The sequence below is a fragment of the Streptomyces sp. NPDC001941 genome, from assembly GCF_040296945.1.
Classification (GTDB): domain Bacteria; phylum Actinomycetota; class Actinomycetes; order Streptomycetales; family Streptomycetaceae; genus Streptomyces.
Window position 1 is genome coordinate 56,701 of record NZ_JBEOYE010000028.1, and the last position, 25,710, is coordinate 82,410.

The following is a 25,710-nucleotide window of genomic DNA, read 5'->3' on the forward strand; positions in this document are numbered from 1 at the left end:
TCCAATTCCTAGGGTCGCGGGCATGACCACCACCGATCGGCTTCCCGGCGCCACCGACGTGCCCCCCACCACTCAGCGACCGCTCAACTCCCCCTTCTCCGCCGCCAGTACCGCCGAGGACGTCCTGGCCGGCCTCGACCTCTCAGGAACGACCGCCGTCGTGACCGGGGGCGGTTCCGGCCTCGGCCTCGCCACCACCCGCGCGCTGGCCTCGGCCGGGGCCCGGGTGCTCGTCCCGGCCCGCCGCCCCGACGCCGCGCGCACCGTCCTCGCCGACGTGGCGGGGTGCGACGTGGTCCCCATGGACCTGGCGGACCTGGACAGCGTGCGTACCGCCGCCACGCACCTCGGCGACGGCCTCGACCGGATCGACCTCTTCGTGGCCGCCGCCGGGGTCATGGCCACCCCCGAACTCCGCGTGGGACCCGGCTGGGAGGGCCAGTTCGCCGTCAACCACCTCGGCCACTTCGCCCTCGCCCACGCGCTCTACCCGCTCCTCGCCGCCGGGGGCGCCCGGGTCGTCGTGAACAGCTCCGCCGGGCACACCCTGACCGACATCCGCTGGCACGACCCGCACTTCCGCTCCGGGTACGACAAGTGGCTGGCGTACGGCCAGGCCAAGACGGCCAACAGCCTCTTCGCGGTGGGGCTCGACGCGCTCGGGCGCGGCGACGGCGTACGGGCCTTCGCGCTCCACCCCGGGAAGATCATCACCGGCCTCCAGCGGGAGATGACGCTCCGGGAGCAGATCGACCGGGGCTGGATCGACGAGCACGGCAACGTCGTCGGCGAAGGCTTCAAGACGCCCTCCCAAGGCGCCGCCACCGGTCTGTGGGCCGCCACCTCCGCACTGCTCGACGAGCGCGGCGGGCTCTACCTGGAGGACTGCGAGGTCGCACGCGTCATCCCGCCCGGCACGCCCATGGACGACGGCGGCGTCCGCGCCTACGCCGTCGACCCCGAGGCGGCCGCCCGGCTGTGGGACCTCTCCGTCGCGGCGACCGGCGCAGGACCGCTCACGCGCCGCTGACGGGGCCGGGCGGGCCCGACGGGGGGCAGCGACACATGAGAGCTCCATGAGAAACCCTGCTGGTCAGGAACGGTGCGCGCGCCGCCGGCGTTTTTACGGACAGGAGGTGATCCCGCCATGAACGAGGACCGGCAGTACGACGGAGCCCGCAGGGGATCGTCCGAAGGGCCCGACGCCGACACCGATCTCTCCCGCGAGCTGGACGAGGACTTCGTCAGGGGCGCCACCGTGAAGGAGCCCTCGGCGCGCAGCCGCATGCTGGCGGCGCGCTGGCGCGACCAGCCTCCCGAGCCGCAGCCCTGGCGGGCGGACGAGCCTCCGGCGGGCTGGTTCTTCAGCCGCGCACGCCGCCGCTGGCGCCGCCGCCGCTCCTGACATTCCTGATCACACGCGCCGCCCCCGCTCACTGGAGCGGTGCGTCATGGCTCCAGGAGTACAGCGAGAAGGACCGCCCCTTCTCGTACACCGGTGTCGGCGCCTCGCCCGTCTCGCGGAAGTCCATGGCCCGCGCGACGGCGATGCTGGCGGCGTTGTCCCGCTCGATCTCCAGCCGCACCGGGGACAGCCCCAGGACCCGATGCGCGTAGTCGACGAGGAGCCGCCCGGCCCGCTGGGCCAGGCCCCGGCCGCGGTGCGCGGGGCCCACGGCGTACCCCATGGTCCCCTGGGAGGTGCTGATCAGCACCTCGCCGAGCGGTGAGCCGCCGTCGGCAGTGATCGCGAGGTGGAGGCGCCGCCCCTCCGCCCGGGTCCGCTCGATCATCGCGAAGTACTCCCGCGCCGCGGCCAGGTCGAAGGGCGACCGGAGCGGGGTGCGGGCCGCGACGTCCGGCGTGTCGAAGAGTTCGACCATGACCGGGAGGTCCGCGCTCTCCCACTCGCGCAGCACGATTCCCTCACCGGTCAGTCGTACGGCTTCGGCGGGCAGGGACATCGATGCCTCCGGGGCGGTGGTGACGGACCGGTACCCGGGCATTCTTCTCCGTGCGCGGACCCGTGTCGCGTGAGTTTCGGGAGCGGCTCGCGCGTCGAAGGGCGCCTCCCGGTGCGCTCCGTAGGCTCGGGCGGCATGGAGACCATGACGTCCTTCGTCCATCACCTCGGGGTGTTCGCCTCGGACTTCGAGGCCAGCGAGCGCTTCTACACCGCCTCCCTGGCGGCCCTGGGCATCGGCGTCGGCCACCGGGACGAGGGCGTCGCCGAGTACTGGAGTCCCCGCCAGGACACGCCGTCGCTCTCCCTGGAGCGCGCGCCGGGCGGGACGGAGGCCACCCAGGGGAGCACTCAGCAGGGGGTCACCCGGGGCGTGCACATCGCGTTCGCTGCGGACGGCCGGGACGCGGTGGACGCCTTCCACGCGGCGGCGGTCGCGGCCGGGGGCACCTCGCGGCACGCGCCGCGCGCGTGGCCCGAGTACCGCGCGTACTGCGCGTTCGTCAGCGACCCGGACGGCAACAACATCGAGGCCGTCCACAAGGAGGCCTGAGCGGTGCCGGGCGAGCGCCGGCCCGGTCCCCCGCTGTAGCGCGAAAGCCGGTCCCCGGCCCTCGTACGAGAGGACCGGGGACCGGCTTCGTGCCGCGAAGGAACCGCGCCGGCGCCGGGCGGGCCCGGCACCGCAGGGGGCTGCGGTGCCGGGCCCGGGAGGGGTTGCGTACGCCCGATCCTCGTACGCCGGATCCGCTTACACCGGTCCTCGTACGCCGGATCAGTGCTCGGCGAGGGCCGCCTCCTTCTCCTCCTGCGCGCGGCGCTCGGTGGCCGTGGTGGTCTTGAGCGGCTTCTCCTTGATGAAGAGGACCGCGATCAGCGCGACCACCGCGAACGGCACGGCCATCAGGAAGAGGTCGCCGGTCGCGACGCCGTAGGCGTGCTCCACGATCCCCTTGACCGGCTCGGGCAGCGTGCTCATGTCCGGCACCGCGCTGCCGCCGCCGTCGGCCACGGCGGCGCCGGTGCCAGGGAGCGCCTTGAGGCCCTTGGCCATCTCGTCGGCGACCCGGTTGGCGAGGATCGCGCCCAGGACGCTGGTGCCGACCGTGCCGCCGAGGCTGCGGAAGAACGACAGCGTCGAGGTGGCGGCGCCGATCTCGTGCGCGGAGGCGTCGTTCTGCGCGGCCAGCACCAGGTTCTGCATCAGCATGCCGACGCCGAGGCCCAGGACGGCCATGTAGAGGGAGAGGACGCCGAAGCCGGTGTCCGCGCCGATGGTGGAGAGCATGCCGAGACCGGCCGTCATGACGATGCCGCCCGCCACCAGGAACGCCTTCCAGCGTCCGGTACGGGTGATGATCTGGCCGGCCACGGTGGACGACACCAGCAGGCCGCCGATCATCGGCAGGCTCATCAGGCCGGCGGCCGTCGGCGACTTGCCCAGCGAGATCTGGAAGAACTGGGCGAGGAAGACCGACCCGGCGAACATCGCGACGCCGACGAAGAAGCTCGCGACGGTGGCCAGGGTGACGGTGCGGTTGCGGAAGACGGTCAGCGGGATGATCGGCTCGGCGACCTTCGACTCCACCAGGACGGCGAGGGCGAGCAGCACCACACCGGTTCCGGTGAGCGCGGCGGTCTGCCAGGAGGCCCAGTCGAAGCTGTTGCCCGCGAGGGAGGTCCAGATCAGCAGGGCGCAGACGCCGGAGACGATGAGGAACGCGCCGAGCCAGTCGATGCGCACCTCGCGGCGCACGGTCGGCAGCTTCAGGGACCGCTGCAGGACGGCGATGGCGGCGAGCGCGAACGGCACGCCGATGAAGAAGCACCAGCGCCAGCCGAGCCAGTCGGTGTCCACCAGGACGCCGCCGACCAGGGGTCCCGCGACCGTGCCGACGGCGAAGACAGCGCCGAAGATGCCGCTGTAGCGGCCGAGTTCGCGCGGCGGGATCACGGCGGCCATGACGACCTGGGCGAGCGCGGTCAGGCCGCCGGCGCCGATGCCCTGGATGATCCGGCTGACGATGAGCATGCCGATGCCCTGCGAGAAGCCGGCGACCAGCGAGCCGACGACGAACAGCGCCAGGGAGGTCTGGAGCAGCAGCTTCTGGTTGAACAGGTCGGAGAGCTTGCCCCACAGCGGCACCGTGGCGGTCATGGCCAGGAGTTCGGCGGTGACCACCCAGGTGTAGGAGGACTGGCTGGCGCCGAGGTCGGCGATGATCCGGGGCAGCGCGTTGGAGACGATCGTTCCGGCGAGGATGGCGACGAACATGCCGGCCATCAGGCCGGACATCGCCTGCAGTATCTGGCGGTTCTGCACCGACGGCGATCCGGCGGTATCAGTACTCACGTGAGCACTCCTGTTGTACGGGTGTGGTGGTACGGGTCTGTGCATGGGGCCCGCACGGGGCAGGCGGCAACGGGCGCGGGCGGACCGGCCGTTGGGCCACGGCCGCCACGACGGCCGCCGGGGTCGGGCGGGTCGACGGGGTCCGGCCGCTCAGTCGTCGAGTGGTCCGGAGAGCCCGGCGGCGAGCTGGTCGTAGACCAGGGTGAAGGTGTCGGCGAGGGGAACGGCGGTGTCGTTCTCCTGCCAGTGGGTCACGGCGACGCGCGCGGCGGTGCCGGTGACGGCAGCGAGCAGGCGGGCGTAGATCTCGACACGGGGGCCGCTCCTTCCCTGGGCCCCGAGCCGCTCGGCGAAGACGGCGGCGAACCGCTCCTCCTCGCGGGCCTGGAGCGAGAGCACGCGGGACGTCAATTCCGGTGAGCTGGCGAACACCTGGGCGACGAGCGGGCCGACGTCCTTGTTGAGCACGATGTCGCGCAGCTCGTGGACGATGGCCTCCCGCAGGACGTCCAGGAGCGACTGGTCCCCGGGGGCCGCGACGACGGCGGCGCGGATGCGCTCGCCGACGTCGGGGTCGGACATGACGAAGACCTCGTCGCGGTTCTTGAAGTAGTTGAAGAAGGTGCGCGCCGAGACACCGGCCCGCTCACTGATCATCTCGACCGTGACCTGGTCGATGCCGTGCTCCGCGGCGAGCCGGACGGCCGCCTCGAACAGCGCGTGCCGGGTCGCCCTCTTCTTGCGCTCCCTCAACCCCTCGGGGCGCTCCTCGCTCACCATATTTTGCAGGTTAGCGCAAAAATGCAGAGCACTGCAAAATTTTGGGACCGGGTTCCGGCCACCCCCGGTCACCCTCCGCGGCCATTGCCCGCCCCGCCCGGCGTGATCTAGGTTGCGGTCACAGGCATGCGCGGATTTCGCGGCGTGGGAACCTCCACGGCACGAAATCCGCTCTCGGAAGGGAACGGGATGGACGAGATCGGCACGACGGAGCGCACGCGGCACCGGCGCTTCCGGGAGAACGGCAGCCATGACCGCGCCGACCTGGACGCGGTCCTCGCCGCCGGTTTCGTCTGCCACCTCGGAGTCGTCGTCGACGGCACGCCCATGGTCGTACCGACGTGCTACGGCGCCACGCGCGACGCCCTCTACTTCCACGGCTCGGTGGCCAGCCGCAGCCTGCGGGCCGACCCGGCGGCCGAGGTGTGCGTCACGGTGACCCACGTGGACGGGCTGATCTTGGCGCGGTCCGTCTTCGAGCACGGCGTCAACTACCGCTCCGCGATGGTGTACGGGACCCCGCGCGTCCTCACCGGCGACGAGAAGCTGACCGGCCTGCGCGTCCTGACCGAGCAGTGCGCCCCCGGACAGTGGGACTATGCCCGCCGCCCCAGCCGCAAGGAACTGGCCGCCACCACCGTGATGGCCCTCGACCTCACCGAGGCGTCGGTGAAGATCTCCACCGGCCCCCCGGACGACGGGGAGGGACCCGACGCGGAGCTCGGCCTGTGGGCGGGCAACGTACCGATGCGCACGGTCACGGGCACCCCGGTCCCGGCACCGGACCTGGCGGCGGGGATCGCGCTGCCGCCGCACATCGCGGCGATGGGGGAAGGCGCGCTCTAGGAGGGGCAGTTCGGGGGACACACGAGCGTGACGCGGCGGTGCGGCGGTCGTCGCGCCGGGTCGGCGGCTACCTTGCGACGGACAGTCAGGGGGGCACCACCCGGAGGAGACACGTTCCGTGCGCAGAATCGCCCCCACGCTGGCCCTGGCCCTGGTGCTGGCCGCCGCCGGCACCGCCGCGTCCGCCCCCGGCGCCCCGGCAGCTCCCGTGAGCGAGCCGCCGCCGGACGTGGTGCAGCAGGTCTACTCGCCGCAGGGCGTCAGCAGCTACTGGACGAACGCGCGGATCACGCACGCCAAGCCGGAGCACCTGTCCGCCCCCGGCGCCGACCACTCCCCCGGCACCGACCGGTCGGTCCCCCGCGCCAAGCGCCTCACGCCGCGCGCCGACGCCAACGGCTACGCACCCTGGCCCCAGCCCTACAAGCGTGACGCCCGGTCCCGCATCTCCGGGAAGCTGGTGTTCACCAGCGGCACGGACGACACCCAGTGCAGCGCCTCGGTGGTGCGCTCGCGCAGCCGCTCGCTCGTGGTGACCGCCGCGCACTGCGCCTGGGACCCGGAGCAGCGGACCTGGTCGCGGAACCTGGCGTTCATCCCGGGCGCCGATGACCGGCGCTCCCGCCGGCCCTACGGCATCTGGCCGGTCACCGTGGCGGCGGTGCCTCGGCTCTACATGGACAAGGGCCCGTCGGAGTACGACGTGGCGGTGCTGACCGTCGCCGAGGGCCGCCGCGGGCGGCACGTGCAGGACGTCGTGGGCGCCTTCACCCCTCGTACGACGAACAGCAGCGTCCGCTTCAAGGGCTTCCACAGCCTGGGCTACCCGGCCGACGCGCCGTACGACGGCGAACGCCTGATGCACTGCCTGGGCAACGCCGAGCCGCAGTTCCCCCGACGTCCGGACTCCACCCTCGTGACGGACAACTGTCACCTGTACGGGGGCAACAGCGGCGGGCCCTGGATCCACCGCACCGGGAAGGGCCCTTGGGAGATCATCGGGGTCACCAGCACGAGCTCCGACTACAAGGTGAAGAACGGCAACTCCGTCGCGGCCCGGCTACTGCCCAAGACGTTCGGCGTCCTGATCCGCGGCGCGGATCAGGACGCCCGGCGCCGCGCTGGTGCTGAGGGCTGAGGGCTGACGCCGGGGCGGAGCTCGGCACAATTCTGTTTCCGTCTTTATGGTCTTTCGTCCCTGGAGGCCCTTTCCTTCGGCACATAGCGTCGTCCGCACCCGTCGCAATGACCATCGGAGAGAAACGTGCGGACCACACGAGGATTCACCCTTCGGTCTCTGGCCGTCACCGTGGCACTGTCGGTGTCTTCGGTGACACTGGCCCCGGCAGTCTCCTGGGCAAGGGAGGCGGAGGGCCGTCAAGCTCCCGCCTCGCTACCGGGAAAGCAGACCCTGTCGCCCGACCAGGCCAGCAAATTGATCGCCCAGCTCCTCAAGGCATATCAGGACGGCAGTAAGGTCGACCTCAAGGACGAGAACGCGATAGCGCAGTACGTGATGTCGCTCCTTTCGGTGGGCGTGGGATACCTGCCGTACGTCGGACCGGCATTGAGCGCCTTCACGAACTTGCTGAGTTCGGTGCTCTTCCCTTCGTCGGGACAGTCGACGGACGCCCTGTGGAAGAAGCTCAACGACCGCATCGGCGCTCTGGTGGACCAGAAGATTGCCGACTACGACGCCGAGACCCTCCGGGCGAAACTGGACGGGGTCAGCAGGCAGCTCAACACCTACAGCGACGCCGTGAAGAACTACGAGAAGGCGAGCGCGCAGGAGAAGAAGCAGGCGGCCGAGCACCTGCGCGACGTGCAGACCGCGGCGCTCATCTCGATCGAGGGGGCCGTCCCCGAGTTCCAGAAGGACTCCTTCGCGGTGGCTTCGCTGCCGATGTTCGCCGCGGCGGCGAACGCGCACCTGATGCTGCTGTCCGACGGGGTCAAGCAGGGCGCGAAGTGGGGCTACGACAGCGGCACCATCGCCGGCATGCGCGCGGACCTGAAGAGGATGACGACCCCGGGTGCGCCCTCGGAAGGTGGCAAGGAACGTACCTCCGAGAAGAAGAAGGCGCTGGACGAAGCGATCGGAAAGGCCTCGGAACTCAACGTCCCCAAGGAGGTGGTCGCGGACTGGAAGAGCGCCGCCGAGAAGCTGGCGAAGGGAAAGGAAGAAGCCGGTTCCACGGACAAGGAAAACTACGTGGACTGGGCGAACAAGACGTACGAGGAAGGCCGCAAGAAGGTCAAGCCTTCTCAGGGCATCATCAACGACTCCGGCGGCAAGGAAGCCAACGAACTCAAGGCGTACGCGGACTACGACAACGCCATGCGCTTCAACGTCCTCGACTATGCCAAGCTGTGGCCCTACCTGGCCGACAAGATGCCCGACTCCGCCAAGGCCGGCCTGGACAGGGAATCCTTCTACGGGCCTTACGGGCGGGGAACGGACGGTGCCCCCTGGAGCGCCTCCGCACAGGCCCCCACCGAGAAGCGCGGCGCCCCGATCACGGCCGTCCGCATCTGGGGGTACGACTCCGTGGACGCGGTCCAGGTCAAATACGGCGACACCTGGGGCGAGAAGATGGGTGACGACGGTGGCGAACTCAAGGAAATCGCCCTCGACAAGGACGAGTACATCACCAAGGTGAAAGCGCAGTACGGCCAGAAGATCGGGAGTCTGGAATTCACCACCAACAAGGGGAGGACACTGGCCAACGGGAACGGGAAGTACGCCGACGGGCACGACTACCCGGCCCAGTCACTGGACCTCGCACCCGCCGCCCAGGCCCTCTCCAGCATCCGGATCACCCAGTCCAGCGAGACCCAGCCGCCGGGTACGGAGGGCATCGTCCTCGGCTTCCGGTCGCTGCTCACCGGCTGAGACCCGGTCGCCGCTCGCCGAGTGATCGGAGTGATCCGAGTGATCCGAGTGATCCGGGAGATACCGTTGAGCGATCAACTCTCCTGCTCTATGGTCTCGTTCACCGAACGACCGTTCCCGGTCGGGAGTGCACCACCAAGGAGCCCAGCCGTCCCCCGGGACGGCGCGGAAGAGGGAGATCCCCCATGGTCAAGCACTACATCAAGTACGCCTTCAGCACCCTGACCGCCGCCATGTTCGCCAGCATGGTCTGACGACAGGTCCCCGGCCTGGACCGGGAGGACAGCCCGGTCCAGGCACCAGGAGGCCCCTTGTTCGGCACCGCCCTCAGCCAGCTCCGCTACGGCATGGCCGTCCTGCGCAACGGGCGGATCCGCCCGCGGGACCTGGAGCGCATCTCCCGCGACCTCGTCGCGACCCTGGCCGAGTTCGGCGAGCCGGGGGCGGACTCCGCCCTGCTCCCCGGGCAGGCCGGCGCGGTCGACCCGGCCGTGCGCCGGACCGTCACCGAGCGGAGCCTGCGCGCCACCGCGCGGGCCGCCGCCCGCCACACCGCGTACTACCGACGGACGTTCGACGAGCTGGGGCTCGACCCCGGCACCCTCACCCCCGAGACCTGGGACCGCGTCCCGGTCACCCCCAAGTCGGCCCTGCGGGCCCTGCCCGCCGCCTTCGTCTCGGCCGCCTCCGCACCTGCGCTGATGGCGCTGACCACGGGGACCAGCGGCACTCCCACCACCGTGTGGTTCTCGCGCGCCGAGGTGGAGGTCTCCATCGCCATGAGCACCGTCTCGGCGGTGCTCGGCATGGGCCTGCGGCCGCACCACGTCCTCGCGTACGCGGGCTGTTCACGGGCCACGCTGCCGTTGGTCAACGTGGAGGAGTCGGTGACGCGGATCGGCGCCGCCTTCGTGCAGATCGGCACCGTGGACCCGGCGGTGGCGCTGGACCGGCTGGCCGCCCCGCTCGGCCTGCGCGGCAAGGCGCCGCAGATCACGCACCTGACCACCTCGGCCTCGTACCTCGCCGCCCTGGTCGAGGAGGCCGAGCAGCGGGGCTGGGACGCGGCGGACTTCGGGCTGGCGTCGATCGGCGTGGGCGGCGAAGTCCTCTCCGACCCGTTGCGGGAACGGGCCGAACGCGCCCTGGGCGCACGGGTGTCGACGTCGTACATGATGACGGAGGCCGTCCCCTCGGGCGGCACGTCGTGCGACGAAGGGCATCTGCACCACACGGCCGAGTTCGGGCACCTGGAGGTGGTCGACCCCGTGACGCACGCACCGACGCCACCGGGCGGAACCGGGATCATCGTCCAGACACCGTACGTCCCCTACCGCGACTGCACCCTGCTGCTGCGGTACGCCACCGGCGACCTGGTGCGCCGCCCCGAGGCCGAGCCGGCCTGCGCGATGGCGCACCTGCCCGCGACCTCGCCGGTCCTCGGCCGCTGGTCGGGCCCCCGGAGCGTCGAGACGCCGACCCGTTCGCTGCTGACCCTGCTCGACGCGGAGCGGGACGTGCCGCAGCCCGCGCGGTACGCGATCGAGGAGAGACCCGGCGGCCCGCTCCTGCACGTGCTCGTGCGGCGGCTGCCCGCCACCGCGCTGCGCGGGCGCCTGGAGGAACGCGCCACCGCCCTCGGCCTGGCGCTCGTCGGCATCGTGCCGCACGACGACCCGGCCACCATGCCGACGACCGGGCCGGTCCGCGCGGACCTGCGCGAGCACACCTTCGAGGCGGCGCACCCCGCCCCCGTACGCCTGGCGAGCCCGGCGTGAACGCCCCCGCCCTGGTGGGCCTCACCTGTGTCGTCGCCGCCATCACAGCGGTCGGCTCCGCCTACTTCGCGCGCGTCCGGATGCCGCGCCCTCCGGTCGGCCGGTACGAACTCCCGGACGTGGCCGTCATGTTCGTGGTCGTCGTCGCGGCGCCGCTGGCCTACCTGGCGCTCCCCCGCACCGCCGTGGCCGTGGTCTTCGCGCTGGTGCTGTGCGCGGCCTTGCAGTTCACGCTGGCGCCGCTGACGGGTGGCGGGCGTGCCTGGCTGGTGTCCGTCCTGGCCGTGGGGGCCACCGCCGTCTGCGCGTTCGCGGACCTCCCGGTCGCGGTGACGGTCCTGACGGACGTGCTGCTGGCCGCTGCCGTGGTGGGGGTCGCCAACATGTGGGCCCAGAGCGGCATGCGCTCGTCGCACACCGCCTTCTTCGCGGGCGCGCTGGCCTGTTACGACCTGGTGGCGACGGGCCTGACCTCGGTCATGGAGCGCTTCGCCGCGCAGGTGACGGGCCTGCCGTTCGCCCCGTTGCTCGCCGTGGACCAGGGCGATCCGCCGGTGGCGCTGGGCCTGGGCGACCTGCTGCTCCTGGTGCTGTTCCCGCTGACGGCAACGAAGGCCTTCGGCCGGGCGGCGGGCGTGGTGGCCGCGACGGTGGGCGTGGCGGTGTCGGGCACCGTGAGCCTCCTGTTCGGCCTGGGCGTGCTGACGGGCGCGTTCCCGCTGCTGACCGCGCTGGGGCCGCTGATCGTGCTCCAGCACCTGCTGTGGAAGCGGGCGCGCGGTGCGGAGCGGACGAGCGCGGAGTGGCGGGCGGGTGCGCCCCGGGCGGCGTCGGCGACCGGGGACGTCGCCCCCGACCCCGTACTCCTCCAGGCGTTGCGGACATCGAACTCGAATCCTGCGCAAGGGGATTGGGAGGCGCTCGCCGACGGCCGGGTGGTCGGGTCGGGCGCGTCGCCGGGCCGCGCCCGTCGCGATGCACGGCTGCGGGGGCACGAGGGGGTGCCGGTGGTACGGCAGTCCGGCCCGGCGTAGGGCGACACGACGCGTACCGGCGGTCGTAGGGCGCCGCGACGCGTACCGGCCGTGAACGGCCGTCGGCGCCCCAGGGCGGCAGGAGCCCCGGGGCGCCGGCGCGTCACCTCACCACGCGCCCGGCGCGGGCGGGGCCACGACCGGCGGACGGTCGTCGCAGGTGATGGTGTTGGGCAGTTCCCAGGGCGCGAGCCAGGGTCCCGTCGTCCCGCCGCCGTCGTTGCCGCCCCGGTCCTCGACCGTGAACTCCGAACCGGTGGCGGGGAAGTTGAACGAGCCGCAGTTGTTGATGCCGACCGCTCCGACGTTGCGGGCGTCCACGTTCTCGAAGGAGGCCGAGCCTGCCGAGCGGGCGCTGAGGACGGAGGTGCCGGTGCCGTCCACCCGGATGTCCTTGAAGTGGACGTTGGTGATCTTGTACTTGTCCTTCACCCCGTAGTCGGAGACGAGCATGATCGCGTTGTAGGTGTTGTCCAGGAAGTGGTCGCCGGTGATCTGGACGTCGGCGTCGATGTCGCGCTCCAGGGCGTAGAGCCAGATCGCCCCGAGGCCGATCTTCCAGTTCAGCTCGAACGCCCCCGCGCGCACGGTCGTGTTGTCGGCGATCAGGAGCCGTCCGGTGAACGGCTCGGCGCCGAAGCGGGAGCCGATCTGCAGGGCGCTGCCCTCGCGGACCGGGTCCGCGATCAGGTTGCCGCTCACCGTGTTGTCCGAACCGCCGTACAGGGCGATGCCGTTGGCGAGGACCGGGGACTGGACCGTGTTGCGCGAGAAGGTGTTGCGGGCGTCCTGCTCCTTGTCCGACCACATGGCCAGCGCGTCGTCACCCGTGTTGCGCACGAAGTTCTGCGAGACCAGTGAATCGGTCACGCCCCGGCGGAAGTTGAGGCCGTCGGCGATCTGGTCGACGATGACGTTCCGGGTGACCTTGACGTTCTTCATGGGACCGTCGAACCACAGGCCGACCTTGGTGTGGTGCAGGTACAGGCCGTCGATCGTGGAGTCGCTCATCGCGCCGCCGACGGCGTTCACCTGGTCGGTGTCGACGCGTTCGCGTACGTCGCCCTCGACCGCGAACCCGGACAGGTGCACGTTGCGGCTGCCGCCGTCGGCCGCGTCCTTGCCGTAGAAGCCGACGCCCGTGTGCACGGAGCCGTCCGGGGCGGGCGTGTCCAGGGTGACCTGGCGGCCCTTGACGGTGGTGTACCAGTTCCCGGCGCCCTCGATCGTTACGTCGTCGACGATGATGTGCCGGTTCACCTGGTACGTGCCCGGGGGCAGGTAGACCTTCAAGCGCAGGCGCTTGGCGGCGGCGATCGCCTTGTCGATGGCGTCGGCGGAGTCTCGTCGGCCGGTCGGATCGGCGCCGTACAGCAGCGGGTTGACCGCACGCAGGTTGACGTGCGGCGCGCCGACCAGTTCCGAGTCGAGCAGGTCGATCACGGTCCAGGCGGCCTTGGTGCCGGCGGGCGCGGTGAGCCGTACGGTGTCGCCCGCGCGGTAGGTCCTCGCCAGCCGGACGCGCTGCTCGTCGTAGAAGTGGCTGGGCCTGAACGGCTTGTCGATGACCGGCGCCGGGATGGTGGCGCTGGGCACGCAGCCGCACTCGGTGATCCACCAGTCGGGGTGCAGGAGGTCGGCGGCCGGGTCGTTGCTGAACGGGTACTGGTTGTAGAGCCAGGAGTACTGCGAGGTCAGCGTCAGGGGGGCCTGTCGCTTGCCGTCGACCGTGAGGTCCAGCGGGGCCGTGATGCCGCCGCCCGCGGGGGCGTCCGGGATGCTGTAGCGCACGGTGAGGGCGTTGGCCGCGCGGGGCAGGGTGAACTCGACGTACTGGCCGGGCTTCAGCTTCACCGCCGAGCGCCCGGACGCCTCCGAGGGCAGGGTGTACGCCGTCCGGTCCGGCCCGATGACCTCGCCGTTCGTCCGCGCCTTCTCCGCCTCCTGCTCGACGAAGGGCACGTCGGCGCCCCGGCCCTCGACGAGCGCGGGGTCGAGCGCCGCGCGGGTCACGGGGGTGGCACCGGCACCGGACCCGCCGGCGGCCGGACCGCTGGAGGCGAGGGCCGGCTGGACGACGGCGAGGGAGGCCCCGGCCGCGACGGCGGTCAGGGCGGCGACCAGGCGGGCTGGTCTTCGGCGCGGGACGCGGCGGTCGGCCGCGTCCGGACGGGCGGAGTACCACGACATCGGGGGCTCGATTCTCTCGTGTCGCGTGGGCGCGCGGGTGGACGGGTGCGCCGACGGGGGTCAAGTGCGGCGACAGTAGGGCGACTTGGCCTGATTCCACAAGAGAGTCGTACGAGTTTTCCGGTTGTGCGATGTGAATTTGCGGGATGGGGTTGGTTTCTTGCGCATGCGCCTCAGGGCGCGGGGGCCGGTTCGCCGCAGCCCAGGCCCGCGAAGCAGGCGTCCCGGTAGGACGACTCGTATACGTGCTCGGCCGGGGCCTTCACCGCGACCAGGACCCCGCAGAGGGCAAGGGCCAGGACGAGTTGGCTGACGGCGGCCGTACGCGCCCGGCGGACCCCGGCCACCACGGCGGCGAGCACGGCGGCGGCCACGACGAAGACGGCCTTGCGCAGGTAGGGGCCGGGCGGGTCGCCGTAGCTCTGGGGGTCCCAGGACCAGTACGACGCGGCCCAGGACAGCGCGATCAGGGCGAGGGCCAGCAGCTCGACGGCGGCCAGGGCCACGGCGGCGCCACGGCCGCGGCGCTCGGGTTCGGTACTCACCAGGAGACGATCGCCCGGACGGAGGGGCGGCGTCATGAGCACGCGTACTCACCTGGGACTAGGTCGGGCCGGGTCAGCGCATCGCGCGGTCGAACTCCCGCTCTCCGAGGGCCGGTCGGGGCAGCGGTGTCGGGCGGTCCCGGTCGTGGCGCAGGCCGTCCAGGACCACGGTGAGGTAGCGCCGCCACAGCTGTGGGTCGACGGCGTGACTGTGCAGGGTGACGGTCCCCAGCATCAGCTGGATGAGCGGGAAGTCGGTCACCTCCATGTCGTCACGCAGCTGGCCCGAGCGCTGGGCCCTCTCCATGACCGCACTGACGGCGGGCGTCAGCCGTTCGCGCAGGCCGTCCGACCGCGACGCGCCCTGTCCCCGTTCGAGGAGGATCTGCCGCAGGCCCCGGTTGTCGGCGAGGTGCTGGCCGGCGGCGGTGAAGAGGTCGGTCAGCCCGTCCCAGGGGTCCTCCCGGGCGAGGGCCTGCTCGGCGATCTCGACCAACTCCCGCGCGCCGTCGTCGAAGACGGCGTCGATGAGCTCCTCGCGGTTGGCGAACCGTCGGTAGGCGGTGCCGACGCCGACGCCCGCGTGCCGGGCGATGTCGTCCAGGGTCACGTCGAGCCCCCGTTCGGCGAAGACCTCCCGCGCGGCGGCGAGGATCCGCTGCCGGTTGCGCTCGGCGTCCGCGCGCAGGGGACGGCGGCGCGGGGAGTCCTCGGTCGCGGCGGCGGGGCTGGTTGGGCTCATGGCCCCACTGTACCCAGAAATACGGAGATCCGATCTCCACTTGGGTGGTACGGTGATGCGCGAAATGGAGATCCGATCTCCGCTTGATGGTCGTACGCACGCCGTACGCGCATCGCTCGCACGTCGTCCGGACGTTGCGGGCACGCCGTCCGGCGGCAACCACCGCATCCCTCAGCTCCCCGCGAGGAAAGAGGCACGATCACCGTGAACACCCCACGCGCCCTGGTCGTCGGCACGGGCATCGGCGGCCTGGCGGCCGCCCTGCGCCTGCGCGAGGTCGGCTGGGAGCCGGTCCTGGTCGAGCGCGCCCCCGAGCGGCGCCCCGCCGGGTACTTCATCGGACTCTTCGAGACCGGCCGCGCCACGGCCCAGCGGATGGGCGTGCTCGACGCCATCGGCAACCGGGCCGGGCCGGACAGCGTCACGTACGACATCGACCGCGCCGGACGCCGCCGCAGGCCCGGCCTGGGCTACGGCGACCTGCCGGGAGGCCCGCGCCTGATCCTGCGCGGTGACATCGAGGCCGCGCTCCACGACAGGGTCGTCCCCCACACCCGCGTCCGTTACGGGACGGGCCCGGTGGGGATCGCGGAGGACCCCGACGGCGTGGCGGTCACCCTCCGTACCGCCTCGGGCGACTCCGTCACGGACACCGTCGAACGCTTCGACCTCGTGGTGGGGGCCGACGGCCTGCGCTCCACCGTGCGCAGGCTGGTCTTCGGGCCGGACCGACGCTTCCTGCGGCCCCTCGGCCACGTCATCGGCGCCACCATCCTCGCGCGGCCCATCCCGGGGTACCGGCCGCACGACGGCGTCGTCCTGGCCGAGCCCGGGAGGTCGGTGTGGACGTTCCCCTTCGGCGACCGCCCGCCCGGGCTGCTCTTCAGCTACCGCACCGACGACGAGGACGCCGAGTTCCGCCGCCCGGCCATCGAGTCGCTGCGCCGCGCCTTCGGCCCCGAGCCGACGGGCCCCCTGCTCGGGCACCTCCTCGACCAGTTCGAGCAGGCCGAGGACCACCTCTTCGACTCCGTGCACCAGGTGGAGATGCCGACCTGGCACACCGACCGCGTGGTCCTGCTCGGCGACTCGGCCTGGTGCCCGACCCTCTACTCCGGCATGGGCGCCTCCTCGGCCATGGCGGGCGCCGACCTGCTCGGCACCCTGCTCCAGCGCAACCCCGGCAGCACCGCACGGGCCCTGCGCGAGTGGGACCAGCGGCTGCGCCCGTTCATGACCCTCCAGCAGCGCAGCGGGCGTACGCAGGGGCTGACGATGTTCGTCCCGCAGACCCGCAGGGACAAGGCACTGCGCACGGTCACGCAGAACCTGCTCGGCAACGGGACGGGCAAGCGGGTGCTGAAGGCCGTGGCCGCTCGGCAGTTCCGGGAGAAGTCGATCGACATCGCCGCCGTCTGACCGCGGGAACGGGTCGGGGGTACCGGGTGGGGCCCCCGCCCCGGTCCGGGCAGGCCCGCTCCATGCCGGAGGGCCCCCTCGGTCCAGGCGGGTCCTCTCCATGCCGGAGGGCCCCTCCCCGGTCCGGGACACTTCCTCTCGTACCCTGGCCGCATGCGCACGCGACCCACACTGAGCTGGACGCCGGACGGGGAGCAGCGGCCCGGCACCACCGATCCGGAGCCGGTGTTCCGGGCCCTCGCGGCCGGCGGCACGCTGGTCCTGAGCGGGGCCGGCCTGTCCACGGAGTCGGGTATCCCGGACTACCGGGGCCGGGAGGGCAGCCTGAAGCGGCACACCCCGATGACCTACGAGGAGTTCACCTCCAGCGCGCGGGCGCGGCGGCGCTACTGGGCGCGCAGCCACCTGGGGTGGCGCACGTTCGGACGGGCCAGGCCCAACGCCGGTCACCTGGCCGTGGCGGCGTTCGAGCGGCACGGCCTGCTGCGCGGGACCATCACCCAGAACGTCGACGGGCTCCACCAGGCGGCGGGCAGCCGCGCCGTGGTCGAGCTGCACGGCGCGCTGGACCGGGTCGTGTGCCTGTCCTGCGGCACCCTCACCGCGCGCCGCGCGCTCGCCGAGCGCCTGGAGGCGGCCAACCCCGGCTTCGCGCCGGTCGCCGCCGGGCTGAACCCGGACGGCGACGCGGACCTCACCGACGAGCAGGCGGCGGACTTCCGGGTGGTGGACTGCGAGCGCTGCGGGGGCCTCCTCAAGCCCGACGTCGTCTTCTTCGGCGAGACGGTCCCCGCGGCCCGAGTGGAGGAGTGCCGCGCACTGGTCGACGCGGCGGACACGCTGCTGGTCCTGGGCTCGTCGCTGACGGTGATGTCGGGCCTGAGGTTCGTACGGCAGGCGGCGCGCGCCGGGAAGCCGGTCTTCATCGTCAACCAGGACCCGACGCGCGGCGACGTGCACGCCGTGACCCGGCTCGCGCTCCCCCTCGGGCCGACCCTGACGGCGCTGGCGGAGCGGCTCGGGATCACGGTGGAGGCGGACGGGCCGACTTCGGTCTGACGCACCCTGGGCGACCGACAAGGCCCGGCCGCCCCGGCGTGTTCGGGAAGCCTCTACGCTGGTCAGGGCGAGGGGAGGCAGAGTGCTGAGGCGTTGGTGGTTCATGGAGCGGGTCCGCCCGGCCGTGCCCGGGCAGCGGTCCATGGATCTCTCCAAGGAACAGCAGCAGTTGGTGCTCGACGAGTGGGCGACGGCCCGCGAGCGGCTGGAACGCCTGGTCTCGGCACGGGTGACGGCGGTGGGCGAGGTGCTGCGCGTCGCCGAACTACCGCTCACCGCCTCCTCGTTGGCCCCCGCCGGCTCCGATCCGCAGGCACAGGCGGACTGCGCCTGGGCCTTCGACGCCTTCCAGGCCGCGGGCAAACTCCTCGACGAGGCGGCGGACCTGCCCGACCTGGCGGCCGCGGCGGTCCTCGCCGACCGGGCGCTGGAACGGTTCGCGACGGTGCACGCACGGGCCGCCGGAGAGGCGGTGCCCACGGCCGCCAGGCGCTGCTTCTACAACCCGCTCCACGCGGCGGCCGAGGGCGCCCACTCCCCCGTGCGCAAACAGCACCGCGACCGGGCCCGCCGCCGTACGGGCCCGCGCGAGGCCGCGGCCGACCGGCGCCCCGCCTGCACGTCCTGCCGCCGCGCGATCCTGGCAGGCCAGGCGCCGGACGTACTGCCCGCGCTGGTCCCGGTGAAGCGCTCACGACTGCGTACGGCGAAGGTGCTCGTGCCGTACTACGCGGTGCCGCAGCAGTGGTCGTTGTGGTCGGTCTGCGCGTGCGGGGCGTACGGGGACGAGTGGCCCTCGCTGGTGCTGCGCGGCGAACACCGCAAGCGCGCGGAGGCCGCCCGGCGGGTGTGAGTGCGCGGGCCGACTGGCGCCCTGCGGAGGGGTGTTGGCGCACCGCCTGGCGCCCCGGCGGCTATGTGGCCCCTGACGCTGCGTGCTCCTGACGACGGGACATTTGTCACGGGCGTTCGGGGATTGATCGCTCTGCCGCGGAAGTCGGCCCTGACGGGAGTATCGGTCACGTCGGCAGGGGCCGACGGCCGCGAGGCAGACAGGTAAGGGGAACGTCATGGGTGCCATGGCCGCGAGTGAGCTGCCGGTCCAGAGCAAGCCGCCGGTCCAGCGGGAGGCGCAAGCCACCGAGGGCGGAACGCCGGGCACCCAAGTCAGCTCTGAGGAGGTCGAGTTGAAGGGGCTGCCCACCTGGTACTTCCCGATCGCGGGGCTCTTCGCCGGCATCTTCGACATCGCGCACGCCTACCCCGTCCTCTACGCCGTGATCCCGGTCCTCGCCGTCGTACAGGCCGTCCTCGCCCTCACGGTCCTCAAGGCCCGCTTCCGTCTGATGAAGGCGCTCTGGAAGAACAAGCGCACGCGTCTGCTGGCCCTCGGCCTGCTCGTGGTGCGCTTCGCCATCCGCTACGGCCTCGGTGTCGCCGGGCTCGCACTCGGTGCGGCCACCGGGCAGGTGGCCGTCGGCCTCCTCATGGCCGTGATCGCCGCCGCCATGGCCTGGGGCGACCAGTGGCTCATCCTGCGTACGCTGCGCAGGGCGCGGGGCGCGGCTGCCTGAACGACGCAGCGCACCGGGTGCGGAGGCGCGACCCACCAGGCCGGATGCAGGGCCGTGCGGCGTGCTCTCGACAGAGCCTGACGTGTGGATGCCAGAAACGCCCACGGGGGCTTCCCCCGCCCTAATGTCGTTACTCAGAGCGACGACCCGGGGCTACGAGGGGGTGCCGGGCGCGCTCCGGCAAGGGGGACGGACATGGCATTGCGTCAGTGCGACTCCGCACACTGTTCTGGTGCGGACGCGCAACTCAACGAGATCTGCAAGCAGGAGGGGTGGCCCGTCGGCCACCCGGTGCTGACCCGGGACGCCCAGGGCGCCTGTGTGTGTACCTGCTCCTGCCTCGCCTTCGGCACGCCCGTGGAGGACGGCGGCGGCCAACCGAAGGCCATCGAGGCGTACGTGGTCGGGGACGAGGTCATGACCGCGGGCGCCGACCTGGCGTGGACGGCCAGCCCCGTCGTCTACAGCGGCGGTACGGACGGCCCGTCGCGGCAGAAGTTCGCGGTCCTCGTGCGGTACGCGGAGACGGTGCTCGTGGTGACCAGCGACCACCTGTTCCTCCTCGCCGACGAGGGCTCGCCGCTCAAGCGCGCCGACCGGTTGGCGGTCGGCGACCGGCTGGTGGGCCGGGACGGCGCGCCGGTCGCGGTCACGGGCGTGCACATCGGCGACTTCATCGCGGGCTTCCACCACATCGCCGCCACGTCGAAGGAGCCCGTGGGCGAGGACCTCACCGGGCACCTGCTGAACACCAACGGGGTGGTGAGCGCGGACTACACGGTGCAGTTGTACGCGCGCACGGCCGACGTCGCCGGCTTCAGCGGCTCGGCGCACGACCGGCTCCCGGTCGTGGGGTCGCCGGAGTACGTCGAGCGGTACGGGGGCGACTGCCTGGCCGCTCCCGACCTGCCCGCCACCTTCGACGGCTCGGTCGCGGTGCGCACGGCACCGGTGGACGTGCCCGGTGAGACGGTGGCCGCGGGCACCTTCGTACCGGCGGAGGCCACCCGGATCCAGGTGCCGCCGCACGCCTGCGCGTTCCTGCCGCCCGACGTCGCCCGGGCCCGCCAGTCGGCGCCCAAGCGGGCCTTCAACGACCCGCTGGCCCGCGAATGGACCGAGTCGCTGATCAGCCAGCACCGGCCGTTCTACCCGGAGGTGACGTACAGCCTCGACTGGGCGAGCAACGAGGTCAACGCGTACGCCTGGGTGGAGAACGGGGTGCGGCGCGTGGACATCAAGGGCGGTCTGGTGCGCGACCTGGCACTGGAACTGGAGGGCATCTCGCTGGTGCTCGCGCACGAGCTGTCCCACCACTACGGCGGCCCGCCCACCTTCCCCGGGGGCCTGTCCTGCGAAGGGCAGGCGGACTTCTTCGGCGTGCGGAACGTGATGCGCCGGGTGTGGTTCGGCGAGGCGTACGTGAACACGGCCGTCGCCGCGATCGCGCAGATGGCGGCGTTCTTCGGGGTCGCCGACAGCCCCACCGCGCCGGGCGGCAACGCAGGCTGCAACCACCCCGAGGGGGCCTGCCGCGTCGCGACGTACTACGCGGCCCTGGACCTGCGGGGCAAGCCGGGCTGTGCGGGGTAGCCGGAGATGAGCCGGACGGCCGAGGCCGAGGAGCGGGACGCGGGCGCGTGGGCGGGGCGGCTGGGGATTCCCGAGGAGTTCGTGACCGAAGGTCTCCTTCGTTCCGTCGCGGAGGACCCGCTCTTCCTGCACCACCTCCAGTCCTGCAAGGACGATCCGGCGATGCTGGAGCTGCTCCTCGGGCCCGGGAGGGGGCCCGGGGAGCGCACGTTCGGGAACGCCGAGCTGGTGGCGCGGGCGGGGGTGGCGCTCGCACGCTGGGCCCGCTCCGGCTTCGCCCGCGCCACGGACGCCGTCAGGGACGAGCGGCTCTCGGTGTGCCGGGGCTGTCCGCACCTGACGGCAGCAGACCCCGGCGCCGCCCACCGGTTCACCGGCGCCGGTCGGGGCGCCGGGGTCTGCGGACTGTGCGGCTGCGACGTGGACCGCAAGTCGCGGCTGGCGACGGAGGAGTGCCCGGACGGGCGCTGGAAGGAGTGAAGCGAAGGGGTGAAGTGAGGACGTAAGGGAGTGAAGCAGTGACGCGGGTCGACCGTCCGGTACGGGTCGTGGACAACGGACTGCGCAGCTTCGTACCGCCCGCCTTCTGCTTCGAACTGCGCGACGCCGTGGCGGGCACGCTGATCGCCACGGTGTCGCGGGTGGTCCTGGGCGGTCGGGGAGCAGGGGTCCCAGCCCTCCAGGACTTCGAAGCGGTCGGCCACCTGGAGGCCACAGGCCGTGCGGTCACGGGAGTGATCACCCCGTACGACGCGGGACCGAGCGCACGGGAGCCGGGCCTGTGCTTCACCACGGAGGAAGTAGAGCTACCGGTACAGGGACAGGTCAGGGCAGCGCCCGGGTGAGCCAGGCCACTTCGCCGTTCTCCTCCATGGAGAGGTGGTCGTGCTCGAAGCCGAGCTTTTCGAGGACCCGGAGCGAGGGGGTGTTCCACGTGCCGACCGTCGACCAGAGCCGCTCACGCCCAGTCGCGGCGGCGGCCCGCACCACCGCTGCGGCGGCCTCGGTGGCGTAGCCGTTCCCGTGCGCGCGCTGGAAGAGTTCGTACGCGATCTCGGGCTCTTCCAGCGTGGAGCGGCCGATGATGAGTCCGCAGTAGCCGATGAAGTCGCCTTCGTCACGGCGCTGGATGGGCAGCAGGGCGATGCCCGTCGTCTCCGTCGCGGCGAGCAGCTCGGCGATGGAGTTGCGGGTCCGCTCGACCGTGGGCGTGCCCTTGCCGCGCTCACCGAGGAGGGCGCTGAACTCGGCGGCGTCCGCATCGGCCCAGGGGCGGAGCACCAGCCGCTCGGTCTCGAGGTGATACGCCATCGTCTCGTACGTAGCCATGGGCCCACTCTGCCCCAGGGTCGACCATCTGTTCGCACCGGGGGTCGGTGGTGATGTACGGGCGACGGCCTGGATCACGGACAGGCGAGCGCCTGGTCGACGAGGGCGCGGATGTCCCGGTCGTCGATGACCATCGGGTAGCCGCCCACGTCGGACAGGCGTCGGTCCGACTGCCGCACCGTCTCCAGTGCGGTCCGGATCGCGGGGCTGAGGGTTCCCCCGCGGATGAGGGCGCGGAGTGCTTCGCGGAACAGCCCGTAGCTGTCATCGCCTTCGGCGATCGACAGCACGCACTCCTCCAGCACGCGCAGGCCGGGCTCGGCCCGTCCCGTGATCGACCACAGGGCGCCGGCCGCTTCGAGCCGGGACCAGCCCGTGCTGGTGTCCATGACGCCGCGGACCTCTGCCGCGTAGGGCGCGGCGTCGGGACCGAGGTCGGCGAGCGCGGCCACCGCCCCTACCCGGGACCCGTCGGGCGCGCGGAGCGCCTCGCCGAAGAACCGGACCGCTGCCTCGCGGTCCCCGCCCACGCGGACGCGGGCAGCGGCGATCTCGTACGCGGGCCAGCCGTCCTCCCGTCGCTCGCGGGCGCTCAGCGCCGGCAGCGCGGAGGCCGCCGCCGGGCCCAGCGCCCCGATCGCGCGGGCAGCGGCGGCGACGGTGCCCGTCCGTTCGTCCTCGGAGAGCAGGGCGACGAGCTCCGGCAGGGCCGGCAGGGCCTCGTCGCCCCATGCGGTCAGCGCCTCCAGGACCGCGTCGACGCCCCGGCCCTGCGCCATGGCCGCGCGCAACTCGGGCAGCAGGTCTTCCGCGTGCGCGCGCAGGGGCACCAGGACCTCCACCACCTCGGGCCGCCTGGGATCCCCCATGCCGTAACCCCGGCCCTGCTCCTCCGTCTGGGCCAAGAGCTGAGCGACCAGCCCCGGCATGGCACGCGGGTCGCCGATGCGCGTAAGAGCCCAGCGGGCGAACTCGCGCACCGACCCGTCGAGGAGGGGGTCCTCCGAGTCGTCGTCGAGCAGCGCGGCCAGCTCGTCCGCGTACGGGGCGGACCTCGGGCCCAGCACGGCGAGGATGTTCGCCGCCCGCTGCCGAACCGTGCAGTCGGGGTGGGTGACGAGTGCTCCGGCCATCGGCAGCACGGCCGCTTCCGCCGAGGCGTGATCGCGCATCGCGCACCAGGCGAGGTCCAGGGCCACCCGGTACAGCGTCACGTCCCGGGTGGTGCGTGCGGCGTCGAGCAGCCGGGAGACGAGGGAGAGCTGGGTGCCGGGATCGGATGCCAGGCTCCAGTAGAACCCCCACAGCAGCAGTCCGACGGAGTGCGGGTCGTCGAACTCCGTCTCGTACCAGTTGTCCTCGATCCGCGACTTCAGCCCGGGGTCGGCGAGCACGTCGACCAGCCGGTCCAGCTCCCGCGCCACGAGGTCCGGGTCGAGCTTCGTACAGGCGTCCACGGCCACGGCCCACAGCACCGGATCGTCCCCGGCCAGGACCCCGTCCAGGACCGCCCGCGCCTCGGCCACGGCGCCACCGGCCCTGCCCGCTTCCGTCTCCTCGGCCACCAGCTCGCCGAGCGCGAGCAGCAAGGGGATGCGGACGGACAGGTCCTCTTCGGCCCGCCACCGCTCCAGCAGTCCGGGGATCCCGTCGACGAGCGGTATCGCCGCCCGTCGTACGGCCGGGTCGGCGTCCGCGAGCAACTCCCGCGCTCCCGTCCAGTCCTCGCCCGCCAGCTCGGGGACCCGTAGATCCGCGAGCAACCAGGTCAGATGGGCGCGTGCGCCCATGGCGGGGTCGGAGGCCAGCGCCACGACGAAGGGCAGGGCGGCCGCCGCGAGGCCCGGTGCGCTACGGCTCCCGAACGGAATGAGGCAGTGGAGCGGTTGGCAGTCCCGCTCGGTCGCTCGCGCCCCGGCACGGGCGAGTCGGTGCAGTGCCCGTGGCACCGCTGCGGCGTCCTCGTACGGGACCGACCCCGCCAGCTCGCGCCAGGCGATGGAGTCCACGGCCTCCCACGACAGTCCCGCAGTCATCGCTCCGCCCCGTCCCACCCGTTCCGCCCCGCCCTCACCGGCCCGTCCCGCCACCGGGCGTCATCATCCGGGAAGGCGCTCGTCCTGTCGCTCGAATTTGGCGGTGCGGCAACGCGCGGGCCCGCCGACGTCAGCGGAACGCCGCCGTGTTGCGGGCGGCCCAGTCGGCGAAGGAGTGCGGAGGACGGCCCAGGACCCGCTGCACGTCCGGGCTGACGCGGACCTCGTCCGGGCTCGGGGCGCCGAGGATGTCCAGGGTGTCGTCGGCGAGTTCGGCGGGCATGGTGCGGGCCATGGCGTTCCTGGCTTCCTGACGGGTCAGTTCCTGGAAGCGTACGGGTGTGTCCAGGGCGGCGGACAGGGCGTCCGCCTGCTCGCGCGGGGTGATCACCCGGGGGCCGGTGAGGGTGTACACGCTGCCGGTGTGGCGGTCCTCCAGCAGGCAGGCCGCGGCGACCTCCGCGATGTCCACCGGGTCGACGACCGGTACTCCGACGTCCCCGAAGGGTGCGGCCACCGTCCTGTTCGTACGGATGGACTCGGCCCACCACAGGGCGTTGGAGGCGAAGCCGCCGGGTCGCAGGACGGCCCATTCGAGGCCGGAGGCCTTGAGTTCGTCCTCCAGGGCCCGCATCGCGATCCGGGTGCGGCCGAAGGGCCTGGTGGCCACGCCCTGGGTGGAGAGCAGGACGATGCGCGCGACGCCTGCGGCCGAGGCCTGGGCTATGAGGTCAGCGGGGGTGGCTCCGGCGGCGTGCAAGTCGCCGGACAGCAAAAGGAAGAGCGCCTTCGCCCCTTCGAGCGCGGGGGCGAGTGTGGTGGGCTCGGCCAGGTCGGCCACCAGGTGGCGGACGCCTGCCGGTACGGGGGCCGCGTGCCGCGACACCGCGGTCACCTGCTGCCCCGCCGCAGCCAGGGCCCGCGTCAGGGGTCGGCCCGTGTTCCCGGTCGCTCCGGTCACCACAATCATGATCAGCTCCTTGTCCGAATGCGCTGGGTGGCGTGCGTCGTGCGCTGTGGGTTGCGCACTGCGCGCCGTGCGCTGGTGCGGACTTGAAGGTAGGAAGCCGGACTCACTTCTGGTAAGTCCATACCTCGGGGTAAGTTCATGACATGGCGGGAGGCATGCACTTCAAGAGGGCCGAGGGCGAGCAGCGGTATGACGTGTTCCACACGGACTGCCCCGCGCGCGACGTGGTCGACCATGTGACGAGCCGCTGGGGCGTGTGGGTGCTGATCTCGTTGCGGAGCACCGACCTGAGGTTCTACGAACTCCGCGAGAGCATCCGGGGCATCAGCGAGAAGATGCTGTCCCAGACGCTGCGCGCACTGGTCGAGGACGACCTCGTCTGGCGGCGGGTCGAGCCGACGACGCCCCCTCAAGTGACGTACGGACTGACCGAGTTCGGGCGGCACGTCAGCGAGCCGCTGACGCTGCTCTTCGACCGGATCACCGAGCGCCTGGCCGCGCGCGACGTGGAGGCCGACGCTTGACCGAGCTTCGGCACGGTCTCGTACTCGAACTCGGTCTCGGACTCGGACTCGAACTCGGACTCGGACTCGGACTCGGACTCAG

General features: G+C 72.3%; 25 protein-coding genes. 16 read left to right on the forward strand and 9 right to left on the reverse strand.

The window, feature by feature from the left end:
- Positions 1–22: 22 nt before the first annotated feature.
- Complete coding sequence (locus ABT160_RS20150) at positions 23–1,030, forward strand: SDR family NAD(P)-dependent oxidoreductase (RefSeq protein WP_502984268.1); 1,008 nt, start codon at positions 23–25, stop codon at positions 1,028–1,030.
- Positions 1,031–1,147: 117 nt separating this feature from the next.
- A complete protein-coding gene (locus tag ABT160_RS20155) occupies positions 1,148–1,405 on the forward strand; it encodes an SGM_3592 family protein (protein ID WP_351649038.1) in 258 nt (85 codons plus the stop codon).
- Between the two features lie 28 nt (positions 1,406–1,433).
- Here the strand turns inward: ABT160_RS20155 and ABT160_RS20160 are convergent, their stop codons facing one another.
- Positions 1,434–2,006 carry a GNAT family N-acetyltransferase gene (locus ABT160_RS20160; RefSeq protein ID WP_351649039.1) on the reverse strand — a complete coding sequence of 191 codons (573 nt, stop codon included), beginning with the start codon at positions 2,004–2,006 and terminating at the stop codon, positions 1,434–1,436.
- Between the two features lie 93 nt (positions 2,007–2,099).
- On the opposite strand from ABT160_RS20160, the gene ABT160_RS20165 reads away from it, so the two are divergent.
- A complete protein-coding gene (locus tag ABT160_RS20165; protein ID WP_351649040.1) occupies positions 2,100–2,516 on the forward strand; it encodes a VOC family protein in 417 nt (138 codons plus the stop codon).
- Positions 2,517–2,738: 222 nt separating this feature from the next.
- Here ABT160_RS20165 and ABT160_RS20170 read toward each other — a convergent pair whose 3' ends face one another.
- Both ABT160_RS20170 and ABT160_RS20175 read right to left on the reverse strand, forming a co-directional pair.
- Complete coding sequence (locus ABT160_RS20170) at positions 2,739–4,286, reverse strand: MDR family MFS transporter (protein ID WP_502984271.1); 1,548 nt, start codon at positions 4,284–4,286, stop codon at positions 2,739–2,741.
- Positions 4,287–4,466: 180 nt separating this feature from the next.
- The gene (locus tag ABT160_RS20175; RefSeq protein WP_351649042.1) at positions 4,467–5,096 is read right to left on the reverse strand and encodes a TetR/AcrR family transcriptional regulator; all 630 of its coding nucleotides are present in this window, start codon (positions 5,094–5,096) and stop codon (positions 4,467–4,469) included.
- 189 nt (positions 5,097–5,285) lie between these two features.
- Between ABT160_RS20175 and ABT160_RS20180 the strand changes: the two genes are divergently transcribed.
- The 5 genes from ABT160_RS20180 to ABT160_RS20200 all read left to right on the forward strand — a co-directional run bounded on the left by ABT160_RS20180 (position 5,286) and on the right by ABT160_RS20200 (position 11,647).
- The gene (locus ABT160_RS20180; RefSeq protein WP_351649043.1) at positions 5,286–5,942 is read left to right on the forward strand and encodes a pyridoxamine 5'-phosphate oxidase family protein; all 657 of its coding nucleotides are present in this window, start codon (positions 5,286–5,288) and stop codon (positions 5,940–5,942) included.
- A gap of 118 nt (positions 5,943–6,060) precedes the next feature.
- Complete coding sequence (locus ABT160_RS20185) at positions 6,061–7,080, forward strand: trypsin-like serine peptidase (protein WP_351649044.1); 1,020 nt, start codon at positions 6,061–6,063, stop codon at positions 7,078–7,080.
- Positions 7,081–7,377: 297 nt separating this feature from the next.
- A complete protein-coding gene (locus ABT160_RS20190; RefSeq protein ID WP_351649045.1) occupies positions 7,378–8,835 on the forward strand; it encodes an insecticidal delta-endotoxin domain-containing protein in 1,458 nt (485 codons plus the stop codon).
- A gap of 311 nt (positions 8,836–9,146) precedes the next feature.
- Positions 9,147–10,613 carry a phenylacetate--CoA ligase family protein gene (locus ABT160_RS20195; protein ID WP_351649046.1) on the forward strand — a complete coding sequence of 489 codons (1,467 nt, stop codon included), beginning with the start codon at positions 9,147–9,149 and terminating at the stop codon, positions 10,611–10,613.
- Positions 10,610–11,647, forward strand: a complete 1,038-nt coding sequence (locus tag ABT160_RS20200) for a hypothetical protein (protein WP_351649047.1) — start codon at positions 10,610–10,612, stop codon at positions 11,645–11,647. The genes ABT160_RS20195 and ABT160_RS20200 overlap by 4 nt, the downstream gene beginning before the upstream one ends.
- A gap of 108 nt (positions 11,648–11,755) precedes the next feature.
- On the opposite strand, the gene ABT160_RS20205 is transcribed toward ABT160_RS20200, so the two are convergent.
- The 3 genes from ABT160_RS20205 to ABT160_RS20215 all read right to left on the reverse strand — a co-directional run bounded on the left by ABT160_RS20205 (position 11,756) and on the right by ABT160_RS20215 (position 15,124).
- Positions 11,756–13,837 (reverse strand): glycosyl hydrolase family 28-related protein, encoded by a 2,082-nt coding sequence (locus ABT160_RS20205; RefSeq protein WP_351649048.1) that lies wholly within the window; start codon positions 13,835–13,837, stop codon positions 11,756–11,758.
- A gap of 173 nt (positions 13,838–14,010) precedes the next feature.
- Entirely contained in the window at positions 14,011–14,382 is a 372-nt protein-coding gene (locus tag ABT160_RS20210) for a DUF6234 family protein (RefSeq protein WP_351649049.1), read from the reverse strand.
- Between the two features lie 73 nt (positions 14,383–14,455).
- The gene (locus ABT160_RS20215; protein WP_351649050.1) at positions 14,456–15,124 is read right to left on the reverse strand and encodes a TetR/AcrR family transcriptional regulator; all 669 of its coding nucleotides are present in this window, start codon (positions 15,122–15,124) and stop codon (positions 14,456–14,458) included.
- A gap of 204 nt (positions 15,125–15,328) precedes the next feature.
- Between ABT160_RS20215 and ABT160_RS20220 the strand changes: the two genes are divergently transcribed.
- From ABT160_RS20220 to ABT160_RS20250, 7 genes are all read left to right on the forward strand, one after another.
- Positions 15,329–16,543: an FAD-dependent monooxygenase gene (locus ABT160_RS20220; protein WP_351649051.1), complete on the forward strand. Its 1,215-nt coding sequence runs from the start codon at positions 15,329–15,331 to the stop codon at positions 16,541–16,543.
- Between the two features lie 153 nt (positions 16,544–16,696).
- Positions 16,697–17,602, forward strand: coding sequence for an NAD-dependent protein deacetylase (locus tag ABT160_RS20225; protein ID WP_351649052.1), 906 nt, complete (start codon positions 16,697–16,699; stop codon positions 17,600–17,602).
- Positions 17,603–17,684: 82 nt separating this feature from the next.
- Entirely contained in the window at positions 17,685–18,455 is a 771-nt protein-coding gene (locus tag ABT160_RS20230) for a hypothetical protein (protein WP_351649053.1), read from the forward strand.
- Between the two features lie 217 nt (positions 18,456–18,672).
- On the forward strand, positions 18,673–19,176 hold the full coding sequence (locus ABT160_RS20235; protein WP_351649054.1) for a hypothetical protein: 504 nt from the start codon (positions 18,673–18,675) through the stop codon (positions 19,174–19,176).
- Positions 19,177–19,371: 195 nt separating this feature from the next.
- On the forward strand, positions 19,372–20,769 hold the full coding sequence (locus tag ABT160_RS20240) for a Hint domain-containing protein (protein ID WP_351649055.1): 1,398 nt from the start codon (positions 19,372–19,374) through the stop codon (positions 20,767–20,769).
- Between the two features lie 6 nt (positions 20,770–20,775).
- Positions 20,776–21,249, forward strand: coding sequence for a hypothetical protein (locus ABT160_RS20245; RefSeq protein ID WP_351649056.1), 474 nt, complete (start codon positions 20,776–20,778; stop codon positions 21,247–21,249).
- Positions 21,250–21,287: 38 nt separating this feature from the next.
- On the forward strand, positions 21,288–21,614 hold the full coding sequence (locus ABT160_RS20250; RefSeq protein WP_351649057.1) for a hypothetical protein: 327 nt from the start codon (positions 21,288–21,290) through the stop codon (positions 21,612–21,614).
- On the opposite strand, the gene ABT160_RS20255 is transcribed toward ABT160_RS20250, so the two are convergent.
- The 3 genes from ABT160_RS20255 to ABT160_RS20265 form a co-directional block, all read right to left on the reverse strand.
- Positions 21,595–22,098 carry a GNAT family N-acetyltransferase gene (locus ABT160_RS20255; RefSeq protein ID WP_351649058.1) on the reverse strand — a complete coding sequence of 168 codons (504 nt, stop codon included), beginning with the start codon at positions 22,096–22,098 and terminating at the stop codon, positions 21,595–21,597. The genes ABT160_RS20250 and ABT160_RS20255 overlap by 20 nt on opposite strands.
- A gap of 74 nt (positions 22,099–22,172) precedes the next feature.
- Positions 22,173–24,134 carry a HEAT repeat domain-containing protein gene (locus ABT160_RS20260; protein ID WP_351649059.1) on the reverse strand — a complete coding sequence of 654 codons (1,962 nt, stop codon included), beginning with the start codon at positions 24,132–24,134 and terminating at the stop codon, positions 22,173–22,175.
- 130 nt (positions 24,135–24,264) lie between these two features.
- Positions 24,265–25,104 (reverse strand): NAD(P)H-binding protein, encoded by an 840-nt coding sequence (locus ABT160_RS20265; protein ID WP_351649060.1) that lies wholly within the window; start codon positions 25,102–25,104, stop codon positions 24,265–24,267.
- Between the two features lie 143 nt (positions 25,105–25,247).
- Here ABT160_RS20265 and ABT160_RS20270 point away from each other — a divergent pair, with 143 nt between their 5' ends.
- Complete coding sequence (locus ABT160_RS20270; RefSeq protein ID WP_351649061.1) at positions 25,248–25,628, forward strand: winged helix-turn-helix transcriptional regulator; 381 nt, start codon at positions 25,248–25,250, stop codon at positions 25,626–25,628.
- The last annotated feature ends 82 nt before the right edge of the window (positions 25,629–25,710 follow it).